Origin of the sequence: Nocardioides sp. 31GB23, from assembly GCF_040012395.1 — a bacterium.
In the GTDB taxonomy this organism is placed as follows: Bacteria; Actinomycetota; Actinomycetes; order Propionibacteriales; family Nocardioidaceae; genus Nocardioides; species Nocardioides salarius.
In genome coordinates this window covers 1-25,869 of sequence record NZ_JBDYKJ010000014.1, presented here as the reverse complement: position 1 = coordinate 25,869, position 25,869 = coordinate 1, and the positions used below count along the sequence as shown (strand labels likewise).

At 75.6% G+C, this 25,869-nt stretch carries 20 protein-coding genes and 1 pseudogene; 8 read left to right on the top strand and 13 right to left on the bottom strand.

Annotation, left to right across the window (positions count from 1 at the left end; genetic code table 11):
• Together paaD and paaE are read left to right on the top strand one after the other, a co-directional pair.
• A complete protein-coding gene (gene paaD, locus ABKW28_RS06275) occupies positions 1 to 537 on the top strand; it encodes a 1,2-phenylacetyl-CoA epoxidase subunit PaaD (protein ID WP_193669981.1) in 537 nt (178 codons plus the stop codon).
• A gap of 1 nt (position 538) precedes the next feature.
• Positions 539 to 1,642, top strand: a complete 1,104-nt coding sequence (gene paaE, locus ABKW28_RS06270) for a 1,2-phenylacetyl-CoA epoxidase subunit PaaE (protein ID WP_348607358.1) — start codon at positions 539 to 541, stop codon at positions 1,640 to 1,642.
• Between the two features lie 65 nt (positions 1,643 to 1,707).
• Here the strand turns inward: paaE and ABKW28_RS06265 are convergent, their stop codons facing one another.
• Positions 1,708 to 2,352, bottom strand: a complete 645-nt coding sequence (locus tag ABKW28_RS06265) for a TetR/AcrR family transcriptional regulator (RefSeq protein ID WP_193669979.1) — start codon at positions 2,350 to 2,352, stop codon at positions 1,708 to 1,710.
• 147 nt (positions 2,353 to 2,499) lie between these two features.
• Here ABKW28_RS06265 and ABKW28_RS06260 point away from each other — a divergent pair, with 147 nt between their 5' ends.
• The gene (locus ABKW28_RS06260) at positions 2,500 to 3,360 is read left to right on the top strand and encodes a serine/threonine-protein kinase (RefSeq protein WP_193669978.1); all 861 of its coding nucleotides are present in this window, start codon (positions 2,500 to 2,502) and stop codon (positions 3,358 to 3,360) included.
• Positions 3,361 to 3,383: 23 nt separating this feature from the next.
• Here ABKW28_RS06260 and ABKW28_RS06255 read toward each other — a convergent pair whose 3' ends face one another.
• The 4 genes from ABKW28_RS06255 to ABKW28_RS06240 are packed head-to-tail and all read right to left on the bottom strand — an operon-like array spanning position 3,384 to position 7,466.
• A complete protein-coding gene (locus ABKW28_RS06255; RefSeq protein WP_348607355.1) occupies positions 3,384 to 4,196 on the bottom strand; it encodes a galactosyltransferase-related protein in 813 nt (270 codons plus the stop codon).
• Entirely contained in the window at positions 4,193 to 5,245 is a 1,053-nt protein-coding gene (locus tag ABKW28_RS06250; protein WP_348607352.1) for a glycosyltransferase, read from the bottom strand. The genes ABKW28_RS06255 and ABKW28_RS06250 overlap by 4 nt, the downstream gene beginning before the upstream one ends.
• Positions 5,242 to 6,333, bottom strand: a complete 1,092-nt coding sequence (locus ABKW28_RS06245; protein WP_348607349.1) for a glycosyltransferase — start codon at positions 6,331 to 6,333, stop codon at positions 5,242 to 5,244. The genes ABKW28_RS06250 and ABKW28_RS06245 overlap by 4 nt, the downstream gene beginning before the upstream one ends.
• On the bottom strand, positions 6,330 to 7,466 hold the full coding sequence (locus ABKW28_RS06240; RefSeq protein ID WP_348607346.1) for a glycosyltransferase: 1,137 nt from the start codon (positions 7,464 to 7,466) through the stop codon (positions 6,330 to 6,332). The genes ABKW28_RS06245 and ABKW28_RS06240 overlap by 4 nt, the downstream gene beginning before the upstream one ends.
• A gap of 157 nt (positions 7,467 to 7,623) precedes the next feature.
• On the opposite strand from ABKW28_RS06240, the gene ABKW28_RS06235 reads away from it, so the two are divergent.
• Both ABKW28_RS06235 and ppsA read left to right on the top strand, forming a co-directional pair.
• Entirely contained in the window at positions 7,624 to 8,490 is an 867-nt protein-coding gene (locus tag ABKW28_RS06235) for a pyruvate, water dikinase regulatory protein (RefSeq protein WP_307822875.1), read from the top strand.
• Positions 8,487 to 10,955 carry a phosphoenolpyruvate synthase gene (ppsA, locus tag ABKW28_RS06230; protein ID WP_348607343.1) on the top strand — a complete coding sequence of 823 codons (2,469 nt, stop codon included), beginning with the start codon at positions 8,487 to 8,489 and terminating at the stop codon, positions 10,953 to 10,955. The genes ABKW28_RS06235 and ppsA overlap by 4 nt, the downstream gene beginning before the upstream one ends.
• A gap of 92 nt (positions 10,956 to 11,047) precedes the next feature.
• On the opposite strand, the gene ABKW28_RS06225 is transcribed toward ppsA, so the two are convergent.
• Positions 11,048 to 12,208 (bottom strand): hypothetical protein, encoded by a 1,161-nt coding sequence (locus ABKW28_RS06225; protein WP_348607340.1) that lies wholly within the window; start codon positions 12,206 to 12,208, stop codon positions 11,048 to 11,050.
• Between the two features lie 203 nt (positions 12,209 to 12,411).
• Here ABKW28_RS06225 and ABKW28_RS06220 point away from each other — a divergent pair, with 203 nt between their 5' ends.
• Positions 12,412 to 15,018: an AMP-binding protein gene (locus tag ABKW28_RS06220; RefSeq protein WP_193669971.1), complete on the top strand. Its 2,607-nt coding sequence runs from the start codon at positions 12,412 to 12,414 to the stop codon at positions 15,016 to 15,018.
• A gap of 269 nt (positions 15,019 to 15,287) precedes the next feature.
• Here ABKW28_RS06220 and ABKW28_RS06215 read toward each other — a convergent pair whose 3' ends face one another.
• From ABKW28_RS06215 to ABKW28_RS06190, 6 genes are all read right to left on the bottom strand, one after another.
• The gene (locus ABKW28_RS06215) at positions 15,288 to 16,415 is read right to left on the bottom strand and encodes an ABC transporter ATP-binding protein (RefSeq protein ID WP_348607338.1); all 1,128 of its coding nucleotides are present in this window, start codon (positions 16,413 to 16,415) and stop codon (positions 15,288 to 15,290) included.
• Positions 16,412 to 18,169 (bottom strand): iron ABC transporter permease, encoded by a 1,758-nt coding sequence (locus ABKW28_RS06210; RefSeq protein WP_348607335.1) that lies wholly within the window; start codon positions 18,167 to 18,169, stop codon positions 16,412 to 16,414. The genes ABKW28_RS06215 and ABKW28_RS06210 overlap by 4 nt, the downstream gene beginning before the upstream one ends.
• Before the next feature lies 1 nt (position 18,170).
• Complete coding sequence (locus ABKW28_RS06205; RefSeq protein WP_348607333.1) at positions 18,171 to 19,196, bottom strand: extracellular solute-binding protein; 1,026 nt, start codon at positions 19,194 to 19,196, stop codon at positions 18,171 to 18,173.
• Between the two features lie 209 nt (positions 19,197 to 19,405).
• Positions 19,406 to 20,098, bottom strand: coding sequence for a response regulator transcription factor (locus tag ABKW28_RS06200; RefSeq protein ID WP_193669967.1), 693 nt, complete (start codon positions 20,096 to 20,098; stop codon positions 19,406 to 19,408).
• Between the two features lie 188 nt (positions 20,099 to 20,286).
• Positions 20,287 to 21,243 carry a B12-binding domain-containing protein gene (locus tag ABKW28_RS06195; protein ID WP_348607330.1) on the bottom strand — a complete coding sequence of 319 codons (957 nt, stop codon included), beginning with the start codon at positions 21,241 to 21,243 and terminating at the stop codon, positions 20,287 to 20,289.
• An 87-nt stretch (positions 21,244 to 21,330) separates the two neighbouring features.
• Positions 21,331 to 22,143 carry a sigma-70 family RNA polymerase sigma factor gene (locus ABKW28_RS06190; RefSeq protein WP_348607328.1) on the bottom strand — a complete coding sequence of 271 codons (813 nt, stop codon included), beginning with the start codon at positions 22,141 to 22,143 and terminating at the stop codon, positions 21,331 to 21,333.
• 143 nt (positions 22,144 to 22,286) lie between these two features.
• Here ABKW28_RS06190 and ABKW28_RS06185 point away from each other — a divergent pair, with 143 nt between their 5' ends.
• Positions 22,287 to 23,912, top strand: coding sequence for an adenylate/guanylate cyclase domain-containing protein (locus tag ABKW28_RS06185; protein ID WP_348607325.1), 1,626 nt, complete (start codon positions 22,287 to 22,289; stop codon positions 23,910 to 23,912).
• A gap of 66 nt (positions 23,913 to 23,978) precedes the next feature.
• Positions 23,979 to 25,010: pseudogene (locus ABKW28_RS06180) on the top strand (acyltransferase family protein); the annotation flags it as partial.
• 77 nt (positions 25,011 to 25,087) lie between these two features.
• On the opposite strand, the gene ABKW28_RS06175 reads toward ABKW28_RS06180, so the two are convergent.
• Positions 25,088 to 25,837: a helical backbone metal receptor gene (locus ABKW28_RS06175; RefSeq protein ID WP_348607322.1), complete on the bottom strand. Its 750-nt coding sequence runs from the start codon at positions 25,835 to 25,837 to the stop codon at positions 25,088 to 25,090.
• Between the last annotated feature and the right edge of the window lie 32 nt (positions 25,838 to 25,869).

The following is a 25,869-nucleotide window of genomic DNA, read 5'->3' as shown; positions in this document are numbered from 1 at the left end:
ATGAGCACGGCCGAGCGCACGCGCGGCCCGGGCGTCGCCGACGCCGAGGCGGTCGCCGCAGGCGTCACCGACCCCGAGATGCCGATGCTGACGCTGCTCGACCTCGGGGTGCTGCGCGAGGTCACCGTCGCCGACCACCCCTGCGGCACCGCGGTGACGGTGGCGCTGACGCCGACGTACTCCGGCTGCCCGGCGATGGCCACGATGCGCGACGACCTGGTGCGGGCCCTCACCGAGGCCGGCTTCGACGAGGTGCGGGTGCAGGTGCGGCTCAGCCCGCCGTGGACCAGCGACTGGATCACCCCGCGTGGGCGTGCCGCGCTGCGCGAGCACCGCATCTCCCCGCCGGGCACGGCCGCGCCGCGCCCGGCCGGCCCGGTGCCGCTGAGCCTGGGCGTCACCCGGCGCCGGCTGGACTGCCCGCGCTGCGGCTCGGGCGGGCCCGAGCTGACCTCGGAGTACGGCCCGACCGCCTGCACCGCGCTCTACCGCTGCACCGCGTGCGGCGAGCCGTTCGAGCACGTCAAGGAGATCTGAGATGAGCGCACCCGCCGTCGAGCGCCCCCGCAGCCGCACCTTCCACGCCCTGCGCGTGGCCGCGGTCGACGCGCTGACCGACGACGCCGCCGCGATCACCTTCGAGGTGCCCGACGAGCTGCGCGAGCAGCTGGCCTTCGACGCCGGTCAGTCGCTGACCGTGCGCCGCGTCGTCGACGGCGTCGAGCACCGCCGCTCCTACTCGATCTGCGCCCCGGCGGGCGCGGCGCCACGCATCGGCGTCCGCGAGATCCCCGGCGGGGCCGTCTCGTCGTGGTTGGTGCGCGCGGTGCGCCCCGGCGACGAGGTCGAGGTCCAGCTGGCTCCCGGCGGGTTCCGCGCCACCCCCGAGGTCGTCGCCGCCGGCGGGCGGCACCTGTGCGTGGCGGCCGGGTCGGGCATCACCCCGGTGCTCTCGATCGCCGCCAGCCTGCTCGCCCACCCCGACGCCCGGGTCACGCTGCTCTACGGCAACCGGACCACCGCCTCGGTGATGTTCGCCGAGGAGGTCGCCGACCTCAAGAACGCCCACCCCGCCCGGCTGCAGGTCGTGCACGTGCTCAGCCGCGAGCCGCGCGACGTCGAGCTGCTCTCGGGCCGCCTCGACGCCGAGCGGCTCGAGCGGGTGCTGACCAGCCTGGCGCCCGTCGATGACGTGGACCACGCCTGGCTCTGCGGGCCGCACCGGATGGTGCAGGACGCCCGCAGCGTGCTCGGGCGCCTGGGCCTGGAGCCCGAGCAGGTGCACGCCGAGCTGTTCTTCGTCGACGAGCCGCCGCCCGAGCTGGTGCGTGCCGCAGCCGCCCCCGGCGCCGGGCCGGGCCGGGCGACCAGCGAGGCGACCGTGGTGCTCGACGGGCTCAGCTCGACCGCGACCGTCGCGCGCGACCGGCCGCTGCTCGACTCGGCCCAGGAGACCCGGGCCGACCTGCCCTTCGCCTGCCGCGGCGGGGTCTGCGGCACCTGCCGGGCGCTGGTGCGCGAGGGCGAGGTCGAGATGGCGCGCAACTACGCGCTCGAGCCCGCCGAGGTCGAGGCCGGCTTCGTGCTGACCTGCCAGGCGCGCCCGCTCACCGACGCGGTCACCGTCGACTTCGACGCCTGAGCGGTCCTGCCGGGCCTGGCCGGGCTCGGCAGGGTTCAGGCGGGTTCAGGCGGGTTCAGGCGGGTTCAGGCTGGGTCGGGCTGTGCCGCGCGCAGGCCGTCGAAGGCCAGGGTGGTCACCGCGTGCGCGAGCACGCCCGCGTCGACGTCGCCGCCGGGTCGATGCCACTCGACCAGCGAGTTGACCATGCCGAAGAGCAACCGGCTGACCAGGTCGGGGTCGACGTCGTCGCGCAGCGAGCCCTCCTCCGCCGCGGCCCGCACCAGGTCGGCCAGGCGCGCGTCGATCCAGCGCCGCCGCTCCAGCGCCGCCACCTCGACCGGGCTGTTGCCGCGCACCCGCAGCAGCAGCGTCACCTCCGGCTGGTGGGCCACCAGCACCTCCACGCTGCGCGCGACCAGCGCCCGCAGCCGCTCGTAGGCCGAGGCGGGCGGCCGGCCCGCGGGGGCGGCGTACGACGGGGTGGTGGCGGCCTCGACCGCCTCGCTGAGCTCGGCCAGCGCGGCGTCGAGCGCCATCTCGAGCAGCTGCTCCTTGCTCGTCACGTGGTGGTAGATCGCCGACTTCGTCAGCCCCAGCTCGCGCGCCAGGTCGCCCATGCTGGTCGCGTCGTAGCCCTGCCGGTTGAACAGCGCCACCGCCTCGCGCAGCACGTCGGACCGGTCGTGGCCGGGGCGCCCGCGGCGGGCCGGGGCGGCGGGGTCGGCCATGGGGCCAGGATGGCACGGACGTGACCGGTCGGTGGTGCAGGACCGACCGGTGGGTGGTGCGGAAGTGACTGCTCGACCGTCGAGCCTCTCACCTCTATGGGCGGGGAGGTGGTCAGGGGTGGGGTGGTCGGTGCGATCATCACGACGATGACCACGCACCGTTCCCCCGAGACCCCTGCGGCGACGTCGCTGGTGGTCGGTGGGCGCTACGAGCTGGTCGAGCTGATCGGCAGCGGCGCGATGGGCAGCGTCTACGCCGCCCAGGACCTCGTCGACGAGCGCCTGGTCGCGCTCAAGCGGCTGCACGCCCAGCGCGCCGACGACGACACCGCGCGGCACCGCTTCGAGGCCGAGGCGCGCACCCTGCGCCAGCTCTCGCACCCCGGGCTGCCCCAGGTCTACGACGTGGGCGAGGACGACGACGGGATCGCCGTCCAGCCCTACCTCGCGATGCGCCTGGTCACCGGCGACACCCTCGGCGAGCTGGTCACCGAGCGCGGCCCGCTGCCCCCGCTCGAGGTCGCCGGCCTCGTGGCCCAGCTGGCCTCCGCGCTCAGCGCGGTGCACGCCGCCGGGGTGGTGCACCGCGACATCAAGCCCGCCAACATCGTGGTCGGGGAGTCCGGCCAGCCGGTGCTCGTCGACTTCGGGATCGCCACCGGCGACGACGTCGAGCCGCTGACCAGCACCGGCGAGGTGCTCGGCACGATGGAGTACATCTCGCCCGAGCAGGTCTCGGGCCGGCGCGCGACCGCGGCCTCCGACGTCTACTCGCTGGGCGTCGTGGCCTTCCAGTGCCTGACCGGCGTCAAGCCCTTCCAGCGCGACTCCCCGGTGGCCTCGGCGCTGGCGCACCTCAACGACCCCGCCCCCGACCTGCCGCCCAGCGTCGACCGACGGCTGGGCGAGGTGGTGCAGCGGATGCTCGCCAAGGACCCCGCCGACCGTCCGCTGGCCGCCGACGTGGCGCGGCTGCTCGAGCGGGTGCTGGCGCGCCGGCGGCGCTGACCCCCGCCCCCGCCCGCCGGGGCTCAGGCCCGCGCCCACCCGTCACCGGCCCGCACGACCAGCCCCTCGGCCTCGAAGGCCTCCAGCCAGCCCGTCATCGGCCACCAGCCCCACCGTTGGTGGAAGAGCGCCCCGTTGCGCAGCACGTCGTCGAGGTGCTGGCGCGGCGGGTGCTGGGTCGGGTGGTGCTGGTGGAAGCCCCGGGCCGAGCCCACCCAGCCCAGCGGCACGCCGCGGGCCACCGCGAGCCGGGCGAAGTCGGTGTCCTCGCCGCCGTAGCCGACGTAGTCCTCGCAGAAGCCCCCGATCCGCTCCCAGGTCGCCGCCGAGGTGGCGAAGGAGAGCGACCAGAACAGGTCGGGGGAGGCGTCGTGCACCACCTCGCCCGGCGCCGGTGCGGGCCGGGCCGGGTGCGGGTCGTCGAGACGCTCCAGGGCCCCGAGGTCGTAGCCGGCCGGCGGCGCCGGCGGCAGGTAGGTGACCGGCCCCGACCACAGCCCGTCCGGCTCGCGGGCCACCACGTCGGCGTACGCCGCGAGGAGGCCGGGCCCGGCGAGCAGGTCGACGTCGAGCAGCACCAGCACGTCGGCGCCGAGGCGGACCGCCTCGGCCACCCCGGCGTTGCGGGCCCGGGCCAGGGGGAGCCCCCGGGGGTCGGGCGGCAGGTGCAGGACCCGGGTCGGGGCCCCGGGCAGGTCGGCCACGGGCGGGTCGTCGTCCATGGCGACCACGACGGTGAGGTCGGGCAGCCGGTCGCCGAGCGCGAGCGACGCGCGCTGGCGGGCCAGGTGCTCGTGGCGCCCGTGCGCGATCGTGACCACCGCGGTGCCCGTCATCGGGCCACCTGCTCCACGACGTCGGCGAAGCGCGCCGCGGCGTGCCCGTCGACCCAGCCCGCCCAGGCCGAGCCGTCGAGGGCCCGCGCCTCGTCGAGCACGTCGGGCCAGCGCGCGGCCGCCAACGACGGCACGACCACGGCGGGCCACGGGCCCGCGGCGAGCACCCGGCCGGTGCACCGCTGCTCGTCGTGGGGCCGCTCGGCCGGCACGACCACGGCCGGGCGGCGCAGGGCGGCCACCTCGGCGAGCGCGTTCTGGCCCGCGTGGGTCAGCACCACGTCGGCGTCGCGGATCGCCTCGCGCGGGTCGGCGACCCAGGAGCCGCCGGTGCCGCCCAGCACCTGCCAGTCCCACGACCCGGCGGCGGCCGTCGCCGCCTCGAGCTCGCCCTCGGCCCAGGCGTCGCCGCCGCGACCGCCGAGCACCAGCACCCGCGGCGGCCCGGGGCGCCGTCGCCCCGGAGGCGCCTCGACCTCGAATCGGGACAGCCCGCCCAGGGCCCGCACCCGGCCGGCCACCTCGGGCGCGACCCCCAGCAGCGTCGCGGTCGCCCCGGCGGGCCAGAGCCCGACGAGCTCGTCGCAGACGTCGTGGCCCAGCCCGTGGGCCGCGTCGTCGCGCACCCCCGGCAGCACCACCGAGACCACCGGCACGCCGTGCAGGCGCACCAGCAGGGCCACCTCGACCGACACGTCGACGACGACCGCGGCGGGGCGGGTGCGCGCCAGCCAGTCCGCGACGGCGGCGTGCCTCTCCAGCAGGCCCACGTGGTGTCGCGGCGCCCAGTGCAGCCGGCCGCCGGCGAGCGGGTCGGCGGCGGCGGGGTCGGGGCAGCCGGGCTCCGCTGGGTCGTCTCTTGGCAGGTCCACCCACTCACCGCTCCAGTCGTCCGGGCGGGGCAGCGAGGACAGGCCGGTCACCGAGACCCCGCGCCCGGCCAGCTCACGAGTCAGCGCCCCGGCGCGGTGCAGGTGGCCGCTGCCGTGGTGGTGCACGTAGCAGCCGACGGTCGAGGGGGCCGCGACCGCGAGGGGTCCGGTGCTCATGCGGCGGGTCGGCCGGCGGCGGCCAGGGAGACGTAGAGCGCCTCGTACTCGTCGACCATCCGCTGCAGCGAGCAGTCCCGCACCGCCGTGGCCCGCACCTGGTCGCGGGGCAGCGCCGCGGCCCGCGGCAGGGCGGCCGCCAGCGCGTCGACGTCGTCGGCCGCCACCACCACCCCGGCGGCGGGCGTGACCACCTCGGCGACCGCGCCCCGGTCGTAGGCCGCGACGGGCGTGCCGCAGGCCATGGCCTCGGCCGCGACCAGGCCGTACGGCTCCTCCCAGCGGGGGGTGACCAGCGCGACCGAGGCCGCGCCGACCACCTCGACGAGCTCGTCGTGGGCGAGGTGGCCCAGGTGCTCGACGTCGCCGCCCAGCAGCGGGCGCACCATCGCGTCGTAGTACGCCGGGTCGCTGACCGGCCCGACCAGCCGCAGCGGCACCCCCGCGCGGCGGCAGGCCAGGATCGCGTCGTGCGGCGCCTTCTCGGCCGTCATCCGGCCCGACCAGACCGCCGCGCCACCGCCGGGGCCGGGCCGCCAGCGCTCGGTGTCGACGCCGTTGCGCACCACCGAGGCGCGCACCCGCGGGGCCCACATCCGCCGGCAGGTCTCGGAGACCGCGACGGCCGGGGTGTCCGGGCTGAGGTGGAAGGCCGACTCGAGCCAGGGCAGGGGCGGGGTGTGCAGGGTGGTCACGACCGGCACCGTGAGCGTGCGGGCCATCGCCACCGGCAGGTGGTGCAGCGAGTTGTTGTGCACCACGTCGACCTCGTCGCCGCCCGCGCCGGCCAGGTCGAGCATCAAGGAGAGGTAGGCGTGGTGCTCGGTCATCCACCGCGCCGGGGGCGCGTTGACGTCGCGGCTGGCGGCGGCGCTGGGCCGGAACCGGTCGAGGGTCAGCTCGCGCGCCTGCAGCGCCGGGTCGGAGCCGGGGGCGGCGTACAGCGAGACCAGGTGGCCGCGCCGCCGCAGCTCGCGGGCCAGGTAGTGGGTCTGCGACTCGAGACCGCCGGCGAACGGCTCGCGGATCGGGTGCTGCGAGGAGGCCACCAGGCACACCCGCAGCGGCCCCGTGGTCGGGCGGCTCACCGTTCCACCGGGCGGCCGTGGGCGCGGGCCACGTCGGCGTAGACCCGCTCGTGCGCCCGCGCCACCTCGCGCCGCTGGGCGCGGCGCTCGTCGATGCCGGCCCCCCAGCGCGGGCGCTCGGCGTGTGCGCGCCGCACCGCCGAGGCCAGCGAGTCGAGGTCGACGTGGTCCTCGTCGTGCTCGTAGCCCAGCACCGGGCCCTGCTCGGCGAAGTAGCCGCAGGTGGGCGCGAGCACGGTGGTGCCCAGGTCGCGGCAGGCCTCCAGCCAGCCCGAGTGGGTGCCGAACCGGTAGGGCAGCACCGACAGGTCGAGCGAGCCCAGGTAGGCCCACAGCTCGTCGTCGGGCAGGAAGTCGTGGACGCGCAGGTCGACCCGTCCGGCCTCGGCCGCGCGGCGCAGCCAGCCGCGCAGCTCGGCGTCCTCGCGGGCGCCGCCCTCCATCACGTCGCGGTGCGCGTTGACCTGCAGCACCGCGTCGGGCAGGGCGGCCACGGTCTCGGCCAGCGTGGGCAGCAGCCGCATCGGCGCCATCGAGGCCCGCAGGCTCTTGACGTGCAGCCCCACCCGGAACGCGCCGGTGCGCCGCCGGGCGCGGCAGTCGGCCGCCACCGCCATCGTGCGCAGGTCGACCACGTGCGGGTGCGGCACCACGGTGGCCTCGCGGCCCCAGCGGCGGCGGATCTCCTCGGCCGCGCCGGGGGTCAGCGTCAGCAGCGCGTCGGCGCGCGGCACCAGCGCGTCGAGCTGCTCGTCGTGCAGGCCGCGGTCGGCGTGGTGGGGGTTGCGCAGGTCGTGGACGGTCTGCACCAGGCCGCGGCCGGTGTCGTGGACGGCGTCGGCGAAGGCGACGAGGTCCTCGGGGCGCAGCGCGTCGAAGCCGAAGTGCAGGTGCAGCAGGTCGAAGTCGTGGGCCCGCACCCACGCCGGGTCCAGCATCGCCGGCGGCCACCACTGGCCGGGCTCGGGGTCGGCGACCCGCGGCGGCGGGTCGGGCAGGCGTCGTACCCGGGTCTCGTGCGTCGCTCCCTCGGGCGCGAGGTGACGGACGTAGACGTGACCGCTGGGCACCGAGGCGATCGTCAGGGGTCGGGGGCCGGCCTGCGCGGAGGCCGGGGCGACGGAGATGCTCACGCTCGTCCTTTACCCGCCCCCCGCCGTTCGATCCCCCCTCCAACGGGTGACTCTCGGCGACCACATCCCGGCGCCCCGCCCGGGTGTGACGACCAGGCGCTACGGTGCCGCACAGGACCGGCATCCGCAGGCACGGTCCCTGGCGAGGAGGTGGACGGTGGACGACTCCGACCCGGTGGTGCCCGTCTTCTTCCTCTCCGACTCCACCGGCATCAGCGCGGAGACGATGGGCAACGCGCTGCTCATCCAGTTCCCCGACGCCAAGTTCGAGCGCACCACCATCCCGTTCATCTCCACCGTCGAGCACGCCCGCGAGGTCGTGGCGATGCTCGACGAGCTGATGGAGGGTGCCGTCACCCCGCTCGTCTTCACCACCGCGGCCGAGGACGGCGTGCGTGAGGAGCTCAACCGCACGCGGGCCCCGCTGATCGACTTCTTCGGCATGCACATGCAGCGCGTCGAGTCGATCCTGGGCCGCTCGGGTCGCCGCGAGGCCGCCCGGCTGCACGGCGTCGGCGACATCCAGCGCTACAACAGCCGGATGGCCGCGGTGGAGTTCACCATCGAGCACGACGACGGCCAGAGCCTGCGTGCGATGGACCGCGCCGACGTGATCCTGCTGGCGCCCTCGCGCTGCGGCAAGACCCCCACCAGCATGTACCTGGCCCTGCAGCACGGGCTCTTCGTGGCCAACTACCCCCTGGTCGACGAGGACCTCGAGCGCAGCGACCTGCCCGGCCCGGTGGCGGCGTACGCCGACCGGTGCTGGGGCATCACCACCAACGTCGACCGGCTCAGCCGGGTGCGCAACGAGCGCCGCCCCGGCTCGCGCTACGCCTCGCCCGAGCAGTGCCGGTGGGAGCTGCGCCGCGCCAAGCAGCTCTTCGAGGCCTACCGCCTGCCCGTCGTCGACTCCTCGGCCAAGTCGGTCGAGGAGATCAGCGCGCTGATCCTGCAGAACCGCACCTCCCGAGCCAAGGCCGCCGAGCGCGTCCGCCGCACCCAGGAAGAGAACCCCGCATGACCGAGCAGACCCAGCCCGCCAGCACCGACGAGCCCGGCCAGCCGGGCCAGCCGGGCCAGCACAGCAACGTCCGGTGGTTCTCCGACCTCGGGCTCGACGACATCGACCAGGTGGGCGGCAAGAACGCCTCGCTGGGCGAGATGGTCTCGCACCTGACCGACCTGGGGGTGCGGGTGCCCAACGGCTTCGCGACCACCGCCGAGGCGTTCCACCGCTTCATCGGCGACACCGGGCTGGCCGAGCGGATCTCCGGGCTGCTCGCCGACCTCGACACCGACGACGTACGCCGCCTGGCCGAGGTGGGCCGCGAGATCCGCGAGGCCGTGGTGGGCCAGCCGTTCCCCGAGGACCTCGAGGCCGACATCCGCTCCGCCTACGACGCGCTGGTCGAGGAGTCGACCAGCGAGGGCGCCGACGCGCCGTCGTTCGCGGTGCGCTCCTCGGCGACCGCCGAGGACCTGCCCGACGCCTCCTTCGCCGGGCAGCAGGAGACCTTCCTCAACGTGCGCGGCATCGACGCGGTGCTGCAGGCCGTGCGTGAGGTCTACGCCTCGCTCTACAACGACCGCGCCATCGCCTACCGGGTCCACCACGACTTCGCCCACGACGCCGTGGGCATCTCGGCGGGCGTGCAGCGGATGGTGCGCTCCGACATCGGCTCCTCGGGCGTGATGTTCACGATGGACACCGAGTCGGGGTTCACCGACGCCGTCTTCATCACCTCCGCCTTCGGCCTCGGCGAGGGCGTGGTGCAGGGCGCGGTCAACCCCGACGAGTTCTACGTCTACAAGCCCGCGCTGCGCGAGGGGCGCCCCGCGGTGCTCAAGCGCAGCGTCGGCGGCAAGGCCACCCAGATGGTCTACACCCAGGACACCGCGGTCGGGCGCACCACCGAGTTCGTCGACGTCGAGCCGTCGCGCAGCCGGCTGCTGAGCCTCGACGACGACGAGGTCACCGAGCTGGCCCGCCACGCGCTGACCATCGAGGAGCACTACGGGCGCCCGATGGACATCGAGTGGGGCAAGGACGGCGTCGACGGCCACCTCTACGTGCTGCAGGCGCGCCCCGAGACGGTGCAGTCGCGCCGCTCGGGCGCCCTCGAGCGCTACGCCATGGACCCGGCGGCCTCGAAGGGCGCCGAGGTGCTGGTCGAGGGCCGCGCGATCGGGCAGCGCATCGGCGCCGGCGCGGTGCGGGTGCTCACCGACATCGACCAGATGCACGAGTTCACCCCCGGCGAGGTGCTGGTCGCCGACATGACCGACCCCGACTGGGAGCCGATCATGAAGCGGGCCTCGGCGATCGTGACCAACCGCGGCGGGCGCACCTGCCACGCCGCGATCATCGCCCGCGAGCTGGGCATCCCCGCCGTGGTCGGCACCGGCAGCGCCACCCGGGACCTCGCCGACGGCCGCGAGGTGACGGTGACCTGCGCCGAGGGCGACACCGGGCTGGTCTACGAGGGTCTGCTCGACTTCGAGGTCGAGCGCACCGAGCTCGACTCGATGCCCGAGATCCCGGTCAAGATCATGATGAACGTCGGCACCCCCGAGCAGGCCTTCGCCTTCTCGCGCCTGCCCCACAAGGGCGTGGGCCTGGCCCGCCTGGAGTTCATCATCAACCGCCAGATCGGCATCCACCCGCGCGCCCTGCTCGAGCTGCAGGACGACGCCGAGGCGCTGCCCGGCGACCTGCGCGCCGAGGTCGAGGAGATGATCGCGGCCTACCCCTCGCCGCGCGAGTTCTTCGTGCAGCGGGTCGCCGAGGGCGTCTCGACGATCGCCGCCGCCTTCGCCCCCGAGCCGGTGATCGTGCGGATGAGCGACTTCAAGTCCAACGAGTACGCCAACCTCGTCGGCGGCGAGCGCTACGAGCCCGACGAGGAGAACCCGATGATCGGCTACCGCGGCGCCTCGCGGTACCTCTCCGAGGACTTCGCCGAGTGCTTCGCCATGGAGTGCGAGGCGCTGCGCCACGTGCGCGACGAGATGGGCCTGACCAACGTCTGGGTGATGATCCCGTTCGTGCGCACGCTCAAGGAGGCGCGCGGGGTGATCGACCTGCTGGCCCAGCACGGCCTGGTGCGCGGCGAGAACGGCCTCAAGGTCGTGATGATGTGCGAGGTGCCCTCCAACGCGGTGCTGGCCGAGCAGTTCCTCGAGCACTTCGACGGCTTCTCGATCGGCTCCAACGACATGACCCAGCTGACCCTGGGCCTCGACCGCGACTCCGGCCTGGTCGCCGACGGCTTCGACGAGCGCGACCCCGCCGTGCTCTACATGCTCGAGCTGGCCATCAAGGCCTGCAAGGCCCAGGGCAAGTACGTCGGCATCTGCGGCCAGGGCCCCTCCGACCACCCCGACCTCGCGCAGTGGCTGCTCGAGCAGGGCATCGAGTCGATGTCGCTGAACCCCGACACCGTCGTCGACACCTGGCTGCGCCTGGGCGGCGTCGGCTCCGACTGAGGCGCGGCCGGGAGAGTTTCATCGGCCGGCCGATGAATCTCCCGGGTGGCCGATGAAGCTCCTCGAGCGTGTACGCCGACGCGCGGCCCGGCTCAGCCCGCCGCGCGGGGCAGCGGGAGGCCCGGCAGCCCGCCCAGCAGGTCGCCCAGCACGTCGCCGAGCGAGCCCAGCAGCAGTGCCAGCGTGCCCGCGTCGATCGCGCCGCCGAGCTGGTCGAGGAAGCCGGCCGAGCCGAGCTCGCCGACCAGTGCCTCGAGCACCTGGGCGAAGACGCCGGTGGGGTCGGCGCCGGACAGCGCGCCGAGGTCCTGCAGCTCGGTGAAGAGCCCGAGCAGCGGGCCGAGGTCGGCGCCGTCGAGCTGGCCGGCCAGGCCGGTCAGCGCGGTGGCCAGGCCCTCGGCCGCCGCCAGCAGGCCGGCGGGCCCGGCTGCGGGGTCGAAGGCGCCCAGGGCGCCCTGCAGCGCCGCGAGGGCGCCGGCGAGCTGGCCCAGGTCGGCGCCCGGCAGGCCGGTGCCGCCGGGCAGCCCGCCCAGCAGCGTGGTGAGGACGGTGCTGACCGCGGCCGGGTCGGTACCCTCGAACCCACCACCGGTGAGCTCGCCCAGCAGGGACTGGACCGCCGCGACCAGGCCGGGCACGTCCATCGCCTGCAGCGCCGCGAGGATCTCGGCCAGCTCACCGGCGTCGGCGCCGGGGATGCCGGCCTCGAGCTGGCCCAGCAGGTCCTGCAGCTGTGCGGTGGCGGCGTCGAGCTGGCCGGTGAGCTCGGCCGGCAGCAGTGCGCCGAGCTGGCCCAGCGGCAGCGAGCCGAGCGCGTCGCGCGACTCGTCGACCTCGTCCTGCACCTGGCCGGGCGTCGTGGTGCCACCGCCGGTCGCGCACAGCTTGTCGCGCCGGTTCTTGCGCTTCTCCACCCGCTTCTTGGCCCGGGACACCTTGGTGGCGCGGTTGTGCTTGGCCTTGCGGGCCTTCTTCACCGACTTCTTGGCCTTGCGCAGGTCCTGCTTGGCCTCCTGGCAGGTGCGGGCGCGGCGCTCCTCGACGGCACCGGTGTGGAGGCCGGTGCCGGCCACGGCCGCGGCGGAGACCCGGGGGGAGGTCTGTGCGGCGTTCGCGGCGCCGGCGGCCAGGCCCCCGGCGCCCAGGGTGCCGGCGGTCAGCGCCAGCACGGTGGCGGCGGTGGCGGCGCGCGCGCCCAGGCGCGGCAGCGCGCGGTCGGCGCCGGGGTGGGGGGTGGTGCGGTCGAGACTCATGGGCAGGCTCCCTCGTCAGGTCGTCAGGTCGTCGGGGTGGTGGGCGGCCCCTCCCGGGTCGCCCCGGTCATCGTGGACCCGGCTCGCGCCGCGTGTCCGGCGAACCTGAGGAGACGTCTTGGGAACTGACCGATCGGAGGAGACGGGTCCGGTGGACGGGACCACGACTCGTGCATAGGTGAGCCTTGCCTTACCCTCGGGGGGTGAGCATCGCCCCCCACCTCCCGGACCGCTCCGGGGCGCCCACCACGACTCCCGCCCCGGGCGTCGGGTTCGCGCGCGACCTCGCGGCCTGGGGGCGGCGCCGCGCCCTGGTGCACGACGAGGGGGTGGTCTCGTACGCCGACCTGGCCGCGCTCGTCGCCGAGCGCGCCGAGCGCCTCGGGCCGGTCCGCCGCCTGGTGCTGCTCGAGATGGCCTCCGACGTCGACTCGGTCGCCACCTACCTGGCCGCCCTCGCGGGCGGGCACCCGGTGGTCGTCGTCGACGCGGCCCGGCCCGACGTGGTGACCGCGACGCGGGCGGCGTACGACCCCGACGTGGTGGCGCGCGGCGACGCCCTCGACGAGCAGCGCCCCGGCAGCGCCCACGACCTGCACCCCGAGCTGGCCGCCCTGCTCTCGACCTCGGGCAGCACCGGCTCGCCCCGGCTGGTGCGCCTGAGCGCCGAGAACCTGCAGGCCAACGCCGAGTCGATCGCTGCCTACCTCCCGCTGCGCGACGACGACCTGGCGGCGCTGAGCCTGCCGCTGCACTACTGCTACGGGCTCTCGGTGCTGCACACCCACCTGCTGCGCGGCGCCGGCGTGCTGCTCAGCGACGCCTCGGTCGTCGACCCGTGCTTCTGGGCCGCCGCCCGCGAGCACGGCGCCACCTCGCTGGCCGGGGTGCCGCACACCTTCGAGCTGCTCGAGCGGATCGGGCTCGACGAGGTGGCCCCCACGACCCTGCGCTACCTCACCCAGGCCGGCGGGGCGATGGCGCCCGAGCGGGTGCGGGCCTACGCCGAGCTGGGCCAGCGCCGCGGCTTCGACCTCTTCGTCATGTACGGCCAGACCGAGGCGACCGCGCGGATGGCCTACCTGCCGCCCGACCTCGCCGGCGCCCGGCCCGGCACGATCGGGCTGCCCGTGCCCGGCGGCCGCTTCGAGCTCGCCGACGTGCCCGGCTCGCCCGCGGGCACCGGCGAGCTCGTCTACGAGGGCCCCAACGTGATGCTCGGCTACGCGGAGTGCCCCGGCGACCTGGCCCGGGGCCGCGAGGTGCACCGGCTGCGCACCGGCGACCTGGCCCGCCGCGGCGACGACGGGCTGTGGGAGGTGGTCGGCCGGCTCTCGCGCACCGCCAAGGTGATGGGGCTGCGCATCGACCTCGACCGCGTCGAGCGCGCGCTGGTCGACGACGGCGTGCGCGCCCTGGTCGCGAGCACCCCGCCGGTCGACGGCGCCGCCGAGCAGCTGGTCGTGGCCGTCGAGCCGCGGGCCACCGGCGGGGCCACCCGCCTGCTCGCCCGCGTACGCCGCCTGGTCACCGCCGCCACCGGGCTGCCGGCCGCGGCGGTGCAGGTGCACGCGGTGGCGCAGCTGCCCCGGGTGGCCAACGGCAAGCCCGACCACCGGGCGGTGGCCGCCCTCGCGCGGCCCGCGCCCGAGCGGTCCGGCCCGGCGCAGCCCGAGACCGTGCGCGACGTGCTCACCGCGGTGCTGGGCCGCCCGGTCGGTGACGACGACACGTTCGCCGGCCTCGGCGGCGACTCCCTGACCTACGTCGAGACCTCGGTGCGCCTCGAGGAGGCGCTGGGCCACCTGCCGCCCGACTGGCACCTGCGCACCGTCGGCGAGCTCGAGGGCGCCGGTGTGGCACGGACCCGTCGCGGCCGCGCCGTCGAGACCAACGTGGTGCTGCGCGCCGTGGCGATCGTGGCCGTGGTCGGCACCCACGCCGACCTGCTCACCCTGCTCGGCGGGGCCCACCTGCTGCTCGCGCTCGCCGGCTTCAACCTGGCCCGCTTCGCCCTGGGCGACGTGACCCGCCGCGAGCGGGTGCGGCGGCTCCTCACCGGCGCCGCGCGGGTGGTGGTGCCGGCGGTGCTGTGGATCGGCGGCACCGCGCTGCTGCTGGGTGCCTACCCCTGGCAGACCGCGCTGCTGGTCAACGGCTTCCTGGGCCCCCCGGGCTGGACCGAGCCCGCCTGGCACCACTGGTTCGTCGAGGCGCTGGTGCTGCTGGTGCTCGGGGTCGCCGCGCTGGTCGCCGTGCCGGTGCTCGACCGCACCGAGCGGCGCTGGCCGTTCTGGTTCCCGGTCGCCCTGACCCTGCTGGCGCTGCTGGCCCGCTACGAGCTGGTGCCGCTGCCCGACGGCGACGTCATCCACCGCGCCCCGGTCGTGGCCTGGTTGCTGACCCTGGGCTGGGCCGTCGCCCGCGCCCGCACCACCGGCCACCGGCTGGTCGTCTCGGCGCTCGCCGTGCTCACGGTGCCGGGCTTCTTCGCCGACGACGCCCGCAGCGCCGTCGTGGTCGCTGGCCTGCTGGTGCTGACCTGGTCGCGCCGGGTCCGGCTGCCGGCCACCGCGGCCCGCCTGGTCGCCTGCCTGGCCGGCGGCTCCCTCTACATCTACCTGACCCACTGGCAGGTCTACCCGCACCTCGAGGACGACTACCCCGCCCTGGCCACCCTGCTCAGCCTCGTGGTCGGCGTGCTCGCCTGGCGGGTCGCCACCCGCGCCGAGCGCCGGCTCCGCCACGCCCGCCGACCCGGCGCAAACTTCCCCCCGACCCGGCGCAGATCTCCCGCCGACCCGGCCTGAACTTCCCCCTGACCCGGCGCAGATCTCCCGCCGACCCGGCCTGAACTTCCCCCTGACCCGGCCCGATCTTCGCCCCGACCCGGCGCAGACCTCCTGCCGACCTTCCGCGGCAGTCTGGTCACCCGCTCGAGGAGCCGCCTCGGCAGTGCCCCGGCTCTCGACCCCGGCGTGCCTGGTCGCGCGGACACGAGGTTCGGGCCGGGTCGACGTGAGGTTCGGGCCGGCCCAGCGCGAGATCCAGGCCGGGTCAGCGCGAGATATGGGCCGGGTCAGCGGCGGGCGGTGGCGGGCGGGGCGCTGAGCGCCTCGTCGCCGGCCAGCAGCACCGGGCGCGAGCCCGGCACGACCGAGACCGCGACGGAGGTGCCCGGCGCGTGCTGCACGTCGTGCTGCTGCCAGGACCGCACGGTGCTGCCCGAGGCCAGCCGCACGTGGTGCAGCACGAACGCGCCGTGGTACTCCACCCGCTCGACCAGGTGGCGCGAGCCCCGGTCGACGCGCAGCGCGACCTCGTGGGGGCGCAGCATCACCTCGACGTCGAGGTCGGTGCGGCCCCAGCCCGGCACCGTCGACACCACGCCGATCTCGCAGGTCAGCAGCGCGTCGTGCACGTGCGCGGGCAGGAAGTCGGCCTCGCCCATGAACGCCGCGACGAACCGGCTGCTGGGTGACTCGTAGACCTCGCTGGGGGTGCCGACCTGGCGCAGCAGGCCGTCCTTGAGCACCGCCAGCCGGTCGCCGAGCGAGAGCGCCTCGGTCTGGTCGTGGGTGACCACCAGCGCGGCGCTGCCGGTCTCGTGCAGCGCCTCGAGGGTCTGGGTGCGCACCTGGGTGCGCAGGTTGGCGTCGAGGGAGGAGAACGGCTCGTCGAGGAGCACGACGGTCGGCCGGGGCGCGAGCGCCCGGGCCAGCGCGACCCGCTGCTGCTCGCCGCCGGAGAGCTCGTGGGGGTGCCGGTGGCCCAGGTGGCCCAGGCCGACGAGCTCGAGCACCTCGGCGACCCGGCCGGCCCGCTCGGCGCGGGGCAGGGTGTCGAGGCCGAAGGCCACGTTGCGGGCGACGTCGAGGTGGGGGAAGAGCGCGTGGTCCTGGAAGACCATCCCCACCCGGCGGCGCTCGGGCGGCACCCACGTCGAGCCGGCCACCACGCGGCCCCCCACCCGCACCTCGCCGCTGTCGGGCCGCTCCAGGCCCGCGGCCAGGCGCAGCAGCGTCGACTTGCCGCAGCCCGAGGGCCCGATCACGGTCACCACCTCGCCGGCGGTGACGGCCAGGTCGACGCCGCACACCGCGGGGTGCGAGCCGTAGCTCTTGGTCGCCCCGACGAGCTCGAGCGCCGGGGTCCCGTAGCCGACGGTGGTGGCCCGGGTGGCGCCGCCGCTGCGGGTGCTGGTCATTGCTCCATCCTGCCTGGCGTGCCCGACCGGCCCGGGTCGAGGGTCAGGGTGGTGCTGACCTGGCCGGGTGCCGGCGGCAGCGAGCCCGACAGGGCCGAGGGCGCCGCGGCGCCACCGGGTGCGGCCGCGTCGGGCCGGCGGGTGCCGGTGGCCCGGAAGGTCAGCACGACCGGCACCACGGCCACGGCGACGATGAGCAGCGCCGGCAGCGCGGCGCGCTCCCAGAAGTTCTCCGAGGCCAGCTCGTAGACCCACACCGAGAGGGTCGTGAAGCCGAAGGGGCGCAGCATCAGCACCAGCGGCAGCTCCTTGACCGCGTCGATGAGCACCAGCGTCGCCGCCACCGCCACCCCGGGGCGCGCCAGCGGCAGGTGCACCTGCCGCAGCAGCCGGCCCGGCCCGGCGCCGAGGGTCATCGCGGAGGCGCTGATGCTGGGGGAGACGCGCGAGAAGCTCGCCTCGACCGCCTGGTACGCCGGCGCGGTGAACCGCACGACGTAGGCGACCAGGATGCCGAGGACCGAGCCGGTCGCCAGCAGCCCGGTGCCGCCCTCGACCCCCAGCGCGACCAGCGCCCGGTCGGCGCCCGCGAAGACGGCCAGCACGCCGATGCCGACGACCGCGCCGGGCACGGCGTACCCGAAGGTCGTGACCTGGGCGGCGCCGCGCACCAGCGGCCCGCCGCCCAGGCGCAGCGCGTGCGAGATCGTCAGGGAGACCAGCACGCACACCACGGCGGCGATCGCGGCCACCACCAGCGAGCTGGTCAGGTTGTCGACGAAGCGCTCGTCGACGACCGCGCCGGCGTCGTCGCGCAGCGCCGAGACCGCCCAGGCGACCAGGCGCAGCACCGGCAGCGCGAAGGCCGCGCCCACCACGCCGAGCCCGGCGGCGGTGGCCGCGGCGGCGCGCCAGCCGGTGAGGCGACGCCGCTCGAGGCCGCGCCCGCGCCCGCCCTTCTGGTGGTAGCGCGCCCGGCCGCGCAGCGCCCGCTCGGCGGCCAGCACGGCCACGGCGAAGACCAGCACCAGCACCGCCAGCGAGATGGCCGAGCCGACGTCGTAGGTGCCCTTCCAGGTCAGGTAGACCCCCACCGAGACCGTGCGCACGTTGAAGTACTGCACCGTCGCGAAGTCGGTGAGGACCTCCATCGTCACCAGCGCCAGGCCCGCGGCCAGCGACGGCCGCGCCAGCGGGAGCAGCACGGTGCGGAACGCCCGGGCGCGCGAGGCGCCCAGCGTGCGCGCCGCGTCGTACGCCGTCGGGGCGAGCTCGAGGAACGCCGCCCGGGTCAGCAGGTAGACGTAGGGGTAGAGCGTAAGCACCAGCACGACGACCGCGCCGCCGAGCGAGCGCACCGGCAGTGCGCCGAGGCCGTCGCCCAGCACCGAGCGCAGCGCGCCCTGGACGGGCCCGGCGTAGTCGAAGGTGGAGAGGAAGACGAAGCCCAGGATGTAGGCCGGCATCGCCAGCGGCAGCACCAGCAGCCAGCTCAGCACCCAGCGCAGCGGGAACTCGTAGGCGGTGACCAGCCACGCCAGCCCGGTGCCGAGCACCGCGGTGCCCGCGGCGACCAGCAGCAGCAGCGCCAGGGTGGTGGCCACCATCTCGGCGACCCCGCCGGGCATCCGCAGCCCGCCCTGGCCCAGGGCGTAGGCGGCGACGGCCAGCACCGGGCTGGCCACCACCAGCGCGATCAGCACGACCGCCAGCGACCACCCGGGTCGCCCCGCGCCCCGGGCGGTGCTGCTCACCTCAGCGGTACCCGGCCTCGTCGAGCAGCTCGACGGCCTCGGAGTTCAGCGACCCGTAGGCGCGGGCGTCGACGGGCATCCGGTCGAACTCGCCGAAGGACGCCGCGAGCGGCTCGGGGTCGACCTCGGGGTTGACGGGCAGCTCGTGGTTGGCGTCGACGAAGGCGCTCTGGCCGTCGGTGGCCAGCCACTCGAGGAGCTGCTGGGCCTCCTCGGGGGCCTCGGTGCCCGCGACCAGCCCGGCGCCGGAGATGTTGACGTGGGTGCCGTCGCCGTCCTGGCTGGCCCAGTAGAGCTCGACGTCGAAGTCGGGGTCCTCCTCGAGCATCCGCGCCAGGTAGTAGTGGTTGCTGATCCCGATGTCGCACCCGCCGGCGTCGATGGCCTCGAGCAGCTCGACGTCGTTGCTCATGATCTGCACGTCGTTGGCGACCCAGCCCTGGACGATCGCGAGGGCCTCGTCGCGCCCGTGCAGGTCGATCAGGCTGGCCACCAGGCTCTGGGTGTACGACGCCGTCTCGTCGCGCATGCAGACCCGCCCGGCCCACTGCGGGTCGCCGAGGGCGGCGTAGGTGTCGACGGCGTCGAGGTCGCCCGGGTCGACGCTCTCGGGGTCGTAGACGACCGTGCGGGCGCGCATCGCCAGGCCGTACCACTGCCCGTCGGGGTCGCGCAGGTCCTCCGGCACCGCCTGGTCGAGCACGCTCGAGTCGACCGGCTCGAGCACGTCCTGCTCGGCGGCGTTCCACAGCATCCCGGCGTCGACGGTCATGAACACGTCGGCGGGGGTGGAGTCGCCCTCGGCCTTGAGCCGCTCGAGCAGCTCGGCGTCGTCACCGGAGAGGAACTCGACGCTGATGCCGGTCTCGTCGGTGAAGTCGGCGAAGGCCTCCTCGAGGTCGTAGTGGCGCGCGGTGTAGATCTGCAGGTCCGCGTCGTCGCCGCCGCCCAGCGCGGAGCAGCCGGTGAGGGCGAGGACCGCCGACGTGGCCACGGCGGTGAGGGCGGGGCGGGCGCTGCGCTTCACTCGATGTCTCCTGGAGCGGGCGGGGAAGGCCGCGGACGGACGTCCGGGTGTTGGTGAGGCTAACCTTCCCACCCTGAGCCCGCCGATTCCAGGCCGGTGGACGAGACCCCGGACGCACCGCGGGCGGGGGCGTCCTCCCGGACCGTGTGGGTCCGACGCCCCCGCCCGTGCGGGTCGTGCTGGTCGTGCTGGTGGTGCTGGGTGCTGGCTCAGCCCGCCATCGACGCCTCGACCTCGACGGCCTCGGAGGCCTCGGCGCTCTCCTGGACGGCGAGGTTGTTGGCCATCCCCCAGGCGACGGCCTGGGTGCGGCGCTCGACGTCGATCTTGCGGTAGGCCTGGCGGATGTAGGTCTTGATCGAGTTGATGCTCAGGTTGAGCTTCTCGACGATCTCGCCGTTGGTCATGCCGGCGGTGATCAGGGTCAGGATCTCCAGCTCGCGCGGGGTCAGGCGGCTGCCGGCGGGCGCCTCGGGGCGCAGCGGGGCGGGGGCCGGGGCCTCGACGACCGGCGCCTTCTCGGGGGCCGGGGCCTCCGGGACGCGACGGCCGGAGACCAGGTCCTCGAGGGCCACGACGAGCTGCGCGGCGGTCAGCGTCTTGGGCAGGTACATGTTGGCCGTCGACGTCGGCAGCTGGTCGCCGGTGGCCCAGCTGAACACCACCGGGTGGGCGTCGGCCGAGCGCTGCAGGTCGCGCAGCATCGCGGCACCGAAGGCGGACTGGCCGACGGGCTCGTAGAGCACCACGTCGAGGTCCTCGGGGTGCGCCAGGGCCTGGCGCATGTCCACCAGGCGCACCCGGTCGGCGTACGGCGTCAGCAGCGTCTGCAGGCCGGCCACGGCCAGGTCGTGGTCGTCGACCATCGTGACGGTCAGCGGGGCGGCGTTCTCGTGCGTCATTCTCAACACCTCTGGGTTTCGGCTGTGACGGATGAGCTGTGTCTGGGGCGGCGCCGCGACGTCGTGCGCCGGACTGCCTACACATCAGTGATGTCCGCTTGGTGCAGAGTTCAACCGTCTTCGCCGGTCTTTTCACCCGTCCGGGTGGGCGGAGGTTTGAAGCCGGCGTGCATGGGCACGTTGCCGCCTCAGGGCCGCGCGTCGTCCTCGGTGCCCTCCCGGGCCGCTCGGCGGCCGGTGCCGACCAGCGAGCGGGCAGCGGTGACCGGGTCGCCCTCGAGCACCTCGGCGCCCCACCGCAGCGCGGCTCCCTCGTCGGCGGCGGCGCCCGCGATCACCACGCGCGTGGCCCCGGAGAGCCGCTCGACGCTCGCGCGGTCGGCGTCGGCCACGTCGAAGGCGCCGGGACCGGTGCCGGCCAGGACGAGCAGGTCGGGCGCGATGACCCCGACGGCGACCTCGAGGGAGGCCACGGGGGTGCGCGGGCCCAGGAACCGGGTGCGCCAGCCGGCGCGCAGCAGCACCACCTCGAAGGCCTTGAGGGCGATGTCGTGCTGCTCGCGGGGCGGGCAGGCCAGCAGCGCCAGCGGGCCGCTGCGCGAGCCCGGCGCGATCGAGAGCGCCGCGAGCCTGGCCCTGACCAGGTCGCTGGCGAAGTGCTCGTCGGCCACGTCGAAGTCGCCACGGGCCCACCCGTCGCCCACGCCGGCCAGGAAGGGCAGCAGCACGTCCTTGATGGCCGTCTCGGCCGACACGTCGGCGAGTACGCGGTCGAGCGCGGCGTGCATCGAGCTGACGTCGTAGGCGACCATCGCCGCGCGCAGCTCGTCGAGGGTGCGGGAGACGTCGAGGGCGCCGCTGGTGGCGTAGCGCGGGGCGGGCGCCCCGGGCAGCAGGCTGCCGGAGCGCTCGGCGGCCAGCACCTCGGCGGCGGCCTGGCCGGCGGGCACGCCGCGGCGCCGGGCGTCCTGCATGGCGCGGGCGCGGCGCTCGTCCTCGGGGCCGTAGAGGCGGTAGCCGGCGTCGCTGCGGGTGGGGCTCAGCAGCCCGTAGCGCAGCTCCCAGGCGCGCAGCAGCGTCTCGGAGACGCCGACGCGCGAGGCCAGCACGCCGATGCGCCAGCGCGGTGCGGGTCGGGAGGCCATGGTGCCCCGGAGTTTAGACGAACCCTGCACGGCGTGCCGGGGCTCGTCAGTATCTCCCCGAGGGCGCCGCGCGGCGTCCGCGAGGCCTCAGACGGCCTCGGCGAGCGCGCCCCGCATCTGGGTGAGCACCCGCTGCAGCAGGCGCGAGACCTGGATCTGCGAGAGGCCCAGCCGCTCGGCGATCTCGCGCTGCGAGAGCTCCTCGACGAAGCGCCAGCGCAGGATCCGCTGCTCGCGCTCGCCCAACGACGCGACGAGCGGGCGCACCAGCAGCCGCGCCTCGGCCTGCTCCTGCGAGCGGTCGGCCACGTCGGCGACGTCGGGGGTGGGGCCCTCCCCGTCGCCCCAGCCCGGGCCGCCCGAGCCGATGGGCTGGTCGAGGGAGAGCAGCGAGAAGCAGGTGCGGGCCGACAGCGCCTCGCGCACCACCTCGACCGGCTCCTCGACCTGGGAGGCGAGGTCGTTGAGCGCGCCGGTGTCGTAGCGGTCGAGGCTGGCGCCGGTGCGCAGCAGGCGCGTGTGGGCGCGCTGCACGTCGCGCGGCGGCCGGATGGTCCAGCCGTGGTCGCGGAAGTGCCGGCGGATGTCGCCCTCGATGGTCGGCACGGCGTAGGCCAGCAGGTCGCGCTCGTGCGCGGCGTCGTAGCGGCGCACGGCCCGCACCAGCGCCAGGTACGCGATCTGGGTGAGGTCCTCGACCGGCACGCCGCGCCGGGCGTAGCGCCGCGCCACCGCCTCGGCGACGCGCATGTTCACCCGCACGACCTCGTCGTGGCAGGCGCGCCGCTCGTCCTCGTCGGTGGTGGCCGCGGCGCGGGCCAGCAGGCTCGTGGTAGCCGCGGCGCGCTCGGCGTCGGAGGCGCGGAAGGTGGTGCGTCGCTCGGCGAGGGTGCTGGTCATGTCCTGCTGCCTTCCGTGTCCTGCTCGATGTGCTGCTCGGTGTCCTGCGGGGGAGGTCCGCCGACCTGAACAAGAATCTACACAACATTGCACAAACCTTCTACAACGTCACCCCTTCGGGCGCGTGCGCGATGATGCGCGGCGTGGAGGACTTCCCCCAGGACCCGGCCCCGGCCGCGGCCGACCGGTCCGTACGCCGCTCCCGCGCGCGGCGTACGCCGTTCGGCTCGTGGCTGCTCGGCACCGAGACGCAGTCGACGCGCCGGCTGCGGGTGCGGGTGCAGGTGCTCCTGACCCTGGCGCTGACGCTCACCCACGGCATCGGCGCCGGTGTCGTGCTGCTGCTCTCGCTCTTCGTGGTCACCGCCCCGGCGCCGGAGGGCGCGACCTGGCTGGCCCTGGCGGTCGCGGTGCCCGTCTACGTCGGTGTCGCGCTCGTGGTCGGCACCGCCTGGGGCACCCGGGTCGCGCTGCGCAGCCTGCGGTGGGCCCTCGGCGGCGCCGACCCGACCCCGCGGGAGCGGCGCCGGGTGCTGCGGGTGCCGCTGCGGCTCACCGTGCTGGCCGGCGTGCTCTGGCTGGTCGCCGACGCGCTCTTCGTCGCCCTGGCGCTGTCGCTGCAGCCCGAGCGCGCGCTCAGCACCGGGCTGACGGTGGCCATCGGCGGCGTCGTCGCCTGCGCGGTCGCCTACCTGTTCTCCGAGTTCGCGCTGCGCCCGGTCGCCGCCCGGGCCCTGGCCGGCGGCACCGCCCGGGAGGACGGACGACGCCCCCGCGGCCTGGGCGTCGGCGGGCGGATGCTGATGTTCTGGCTGCTCGGCACCGCCGCCCCGGTCGTCGGGCTGTCGCTGGCGGCGCTGCTGGTGCTGGTCGGCGACTCCGTGAGCACCCGCCGCCTGGCCGTCGAGGTGCTGGTGCTCGGGGGAGTGGTGCTGGTGGTCGGGCTCCTGGTCACCGTGCTCAACGCCCGGTCGGTCGTGGCGCCCCTGACCTCGGTCCGCCTGGCGCTGCTGGAGGTCGAGCGCGGCGACCTCGACCAGCGGGTCGCGGTCTACGACGCCACCGAGCTCGGCGAGCTGCAGGCCGGGTTCAACCGGATGGCCGAGGGCCTGCGCGAGCGCGAGCACCTGCGCGACGTGTTCGGTCGCCACGTGGGCCGGGAGGTCGCCCGGGCGGCGAGCGGCGGCGAGGTGCGGCTGGGCGGCGAGACCCGCGAGGTCAGCGTGGTCTTCGTCGACCTCGTGGGCTCGACGGCGATGGCCGCCGAGCGCGAGCCGGCCGAGGTGGTCGCGGTCCTCAACGCGTTCTTCGAGGTGGTCGTCGACGAGGTCGACCGGGCCGGCGGCCTGGTCAACAAGTTCATCGGCGACGCGGTCCTCGCGGTCTTCGGCGCTCCGGTCGACCAGCCGGGCCACGCCGCCGCGGCGCTGGCGGCCGCGCGCCGCATCGACGAGCGGCTGCGCGCCGAGCGGCCCGACGTCGCCGCCGGCATCGGCGTGTGCACCGGTCCGACCGTGGCCGGCAACGTCGGCACGCGCAGCCGCCTCGAGTACACGGTGATCGGCGACGCGGTCAACGCCGCCGCCCGGCTCACCGAGCTCGCCAAGGCCGAGCGGCTGCGGGTGCTCAGCACCCGCGAGACGGTGCAGGCCGCCGAGCGGGCCGGGGCGGGCGACGAGGCCGGCCGGTGGGAGGACGCCGGGTCGACCGTGCTGCGCGGGCGCCCCTCGGCCACCGCGCTGGTGCGGCCACGCTCCGACGAGGGCTGAACCGCGCCCACAGGCGGGCTGGGCGGGGCTGGGCGGGGGCTGTGAAGCCGGTCACGACGGGGGGTCGTGATTGCCGCTCGCGCGTGCCGGGGCCGGACACTCGGAGCCGTGCACACCCCCCTGCCCGCCTCCGCCGCACCCGTCGTCGCCGGTGCCGGCACCTCCCGGGTCCTGTGGATCGACGTGGCCAAGGGGCTGTCCATCCTGCTGGTGGTGCTGCACCACGCGGTCGTCAAGAACCTCGGCCTCGACGCCCCCGAGCCGCTGGCCGCGGTGGCGGCCGGCTGGGGCGCGGTGACCAGCGCCCTCAAGCCGGTGCGGATGCCGCTGTTCTTCGTGCTCAGCGGCTACGTGGCCGCCCGCGCCGTGCACCGGCCCTGGGCGCAGGTGCGCCGCCGCGCGCTGGCGCCGTACTACACCTACGTCGTGTGGCTGCTGCTGCTCGGCGCGTTCTTCTCGGTCGAGCGGCTGCTGCCGATGAACCGCACCCAGGACCTCGGTGAGCTGGCCGAGGACCTGGTCTGGGCCTCGACCGGCGTGTGGTTCCTCTACGCGCTGGCGCTCTATTTCGTGCTGGCCAAGCTGCTGGCCGGGCTGCCCGCCGGCTGGGTGCTCGGCGGCGCCGCCCTGGTCTCGGCGCTCTCCTCCCAGCTGGGCATCGAGCAGTGGAACCGCTTCTCCGTGCTCTTCCACTTCACCTACTTCGCCCTGGGCGCGCTGGCGCCGCGGGTGGTGCGCCGCCTGGCCGAGGGGCCGCGCGGGCGGTGGGGCGGGCTGTTGCCGGTGGCGGCGGCGTACGTCGCGCTCGCGGTGCTGCTGGCGCGGCTGCCCCTGCCGATCAGCGTGCACCTGCTGGTGGCCAGCGTCGTCGGCGTGCCGCTGGGCCTGCGGGTCGCCGCGGTGCTGGCGCGCAGCGGACCGCCGGCGCGGCTGCTGGGCTGGGTCGGTCGCCGCACGCTGCCGATCTACGTGCTGCACACGGTGGTGCTGGCCAGCCTGCTGCACCTGCCGCCGCTGGTCGACCTCGAGGAGGGCTCGGTCGTGCGCGGCGTGCTGCACCCGCTGGTGGTCACCGCGGTCGCGGTGGTGGTCTCGCTGGCCGCGCACTGGGTGCTGCTGCGCCTCGGGGCGACCTGGCTGTTCACGATGCCGGGTCGGCCCGCGCGGGCGCGTCGTCAGGCGCCGCGGCGCTCCACCGAGGTGCGCGCGTCGAGCAGCGAGGGCCCGTACCAGGTCAGCAGCCGCCCGTCGACGAGCTCGCAGGGCGAGCGCAGCGCCTCGGGCCCGTCGGTGGCCGTGAACTCGTAGGGCTCGTCGGGCAGCAGCACGGCGTCGGCGCCGAGGGCGTCGATCTGCGCCACGTCGAGCGACGGGTAGCGGCCCTCGGCGGCGTCACCGGCGTCGGGCAGCGTCTGCCACCCCAGCCGGCGGCACAGGTCGCTGGTGAAGGTGGCCGGGCCGACGACCATCCACGGGTCGCGCCAGATCGGCACCACCACCCGCCTCGTCACCTCGGGCAGCGGCCCGCACCACAGCTCGCGGGCCCGGGCCAGCCAGTCGGGACGCTGCCAGCCGATGCCGTCGAGCAGCCGCTCCATCGACGCCACGGCGCCGGGCACGGTCTCGATGTCGGTGACCCAGACCCGTACCCCAGAGTCCCGCAGCCGGCGCACGTCGAGCTCGCGGTTCTCCTCCTTGTTCGCCACCACCACGTCGGGCTCCAGCGCCCGGACCGCGGCGAGGTCGGGGTTCTTGGTGCCCCGCACCCGCGTGGTCTCGAGGTCGGTGGGCCGGATGCACCAGTCGGTCGCCCCCACCACCGCGGAGCGCTCGACCGAGACCAGGGCCTCGGTCAGCGACGGCACCAGCGAGACCACCCGCCGCGCCGGGCGCGGGCCGTCGTACGTCGTCCCCAGGTCGTCCATGTGCCCCACCCTCCCCGACCCGTCCCAAATCT

Bases quoted from the DNA above. Each gene is read 5' to 3' on its own strand.
- ABKW28_RS06255 (WP_348607355.1), bottom strand. From the start codon at position 4,196: ATGACGGGCACCGCGGTGGTCACGATCGCGCACGGGCGCCACGAGCAC.
- paaD (WP_193669981.1), top strand. From the start codon at position 1: ATGAGCACGGCCGAGCGCACGCGCGGCCCGGGCGTCGCCGACGCCGAG.
- ABKW28_RS06225 (WP_348607340.1), bottom strand. From the start codon at position 12,208: ATGAGTCTCGACCGCACCACCCCCCACCCCGGCGCCGACCGCGCGCTG.
- ABKW28_RS06265 (WP_193669979.1), bottom strand. From the start codon at position 2,352: ATGGCCGACCCCGCCGCCCCGGCCCGCCGCGGGCGCCCCGGCCACGAC.
- ABKW28_RS06260 (WP_193669978.1), top strand. From the start codon at position 2,500: ATGACCACGCACCGTTCCCCCGAGACCCCTGCGGCGACGTCGCTGGTG.
- paaE (WP_348607358.1), top strand. From the start codon at position 539: ATGAGCGCACCCGCCGTCGAGCGCCCCCGCAGCCGCACCTTCCACGCC.
- ABKW28_RS06175 (WP_348607322.1), bottom strand. From the start codon at position 25,837: ATGGACGACCTGGGGACGACGTACGACGGCCCGCGCCCGGCGCGGCGG.
- ABKW28_RS06215 (WP_348607338.1), bottom strand. From the start codon at position 16,415: ATGACCAGCACCCGCAGCGGCGGCGCCACCCGGGCCACCACCGTCGGC.
- ABKW28_RS06250 (WP_348607352.1), bottom strand. From the start codon at position 5,245: ATGAGCACCGGACCCCTCGCGGTCGCGGCCCCCTCGACCGTCGGCTGC.
- ABKW28_RS06200 (WP_193669967.1), bottom strand. From the start codon at position 20,098: ATGACGCACGAGAACGCCGCCCCGCTGACCGTCACGATGGTCGACGAC.
- ABKW28_RS06195 (WP_348607330.1), bottom strand. From the start codon at position 21,243: ATGGCCTCCCGACCCGCACCGCGCTGGCGCATCGGCGTGCTGGCCTCG.
- ABKW28_RS06190 (WP_348607328.1), bottom strand. From the start codon at position 22,143: ATGACCAGCACCCTCGCCGAGCGACGCACCACCTTCCGCGCCTCCGAC.
- ppsA (WP_348607343.1), top strand. From the start codon at position 8,487: ATGACCGAGCAGACCCAGCCCGCCAGCACCGACGAGCCCGGCCAGCCG.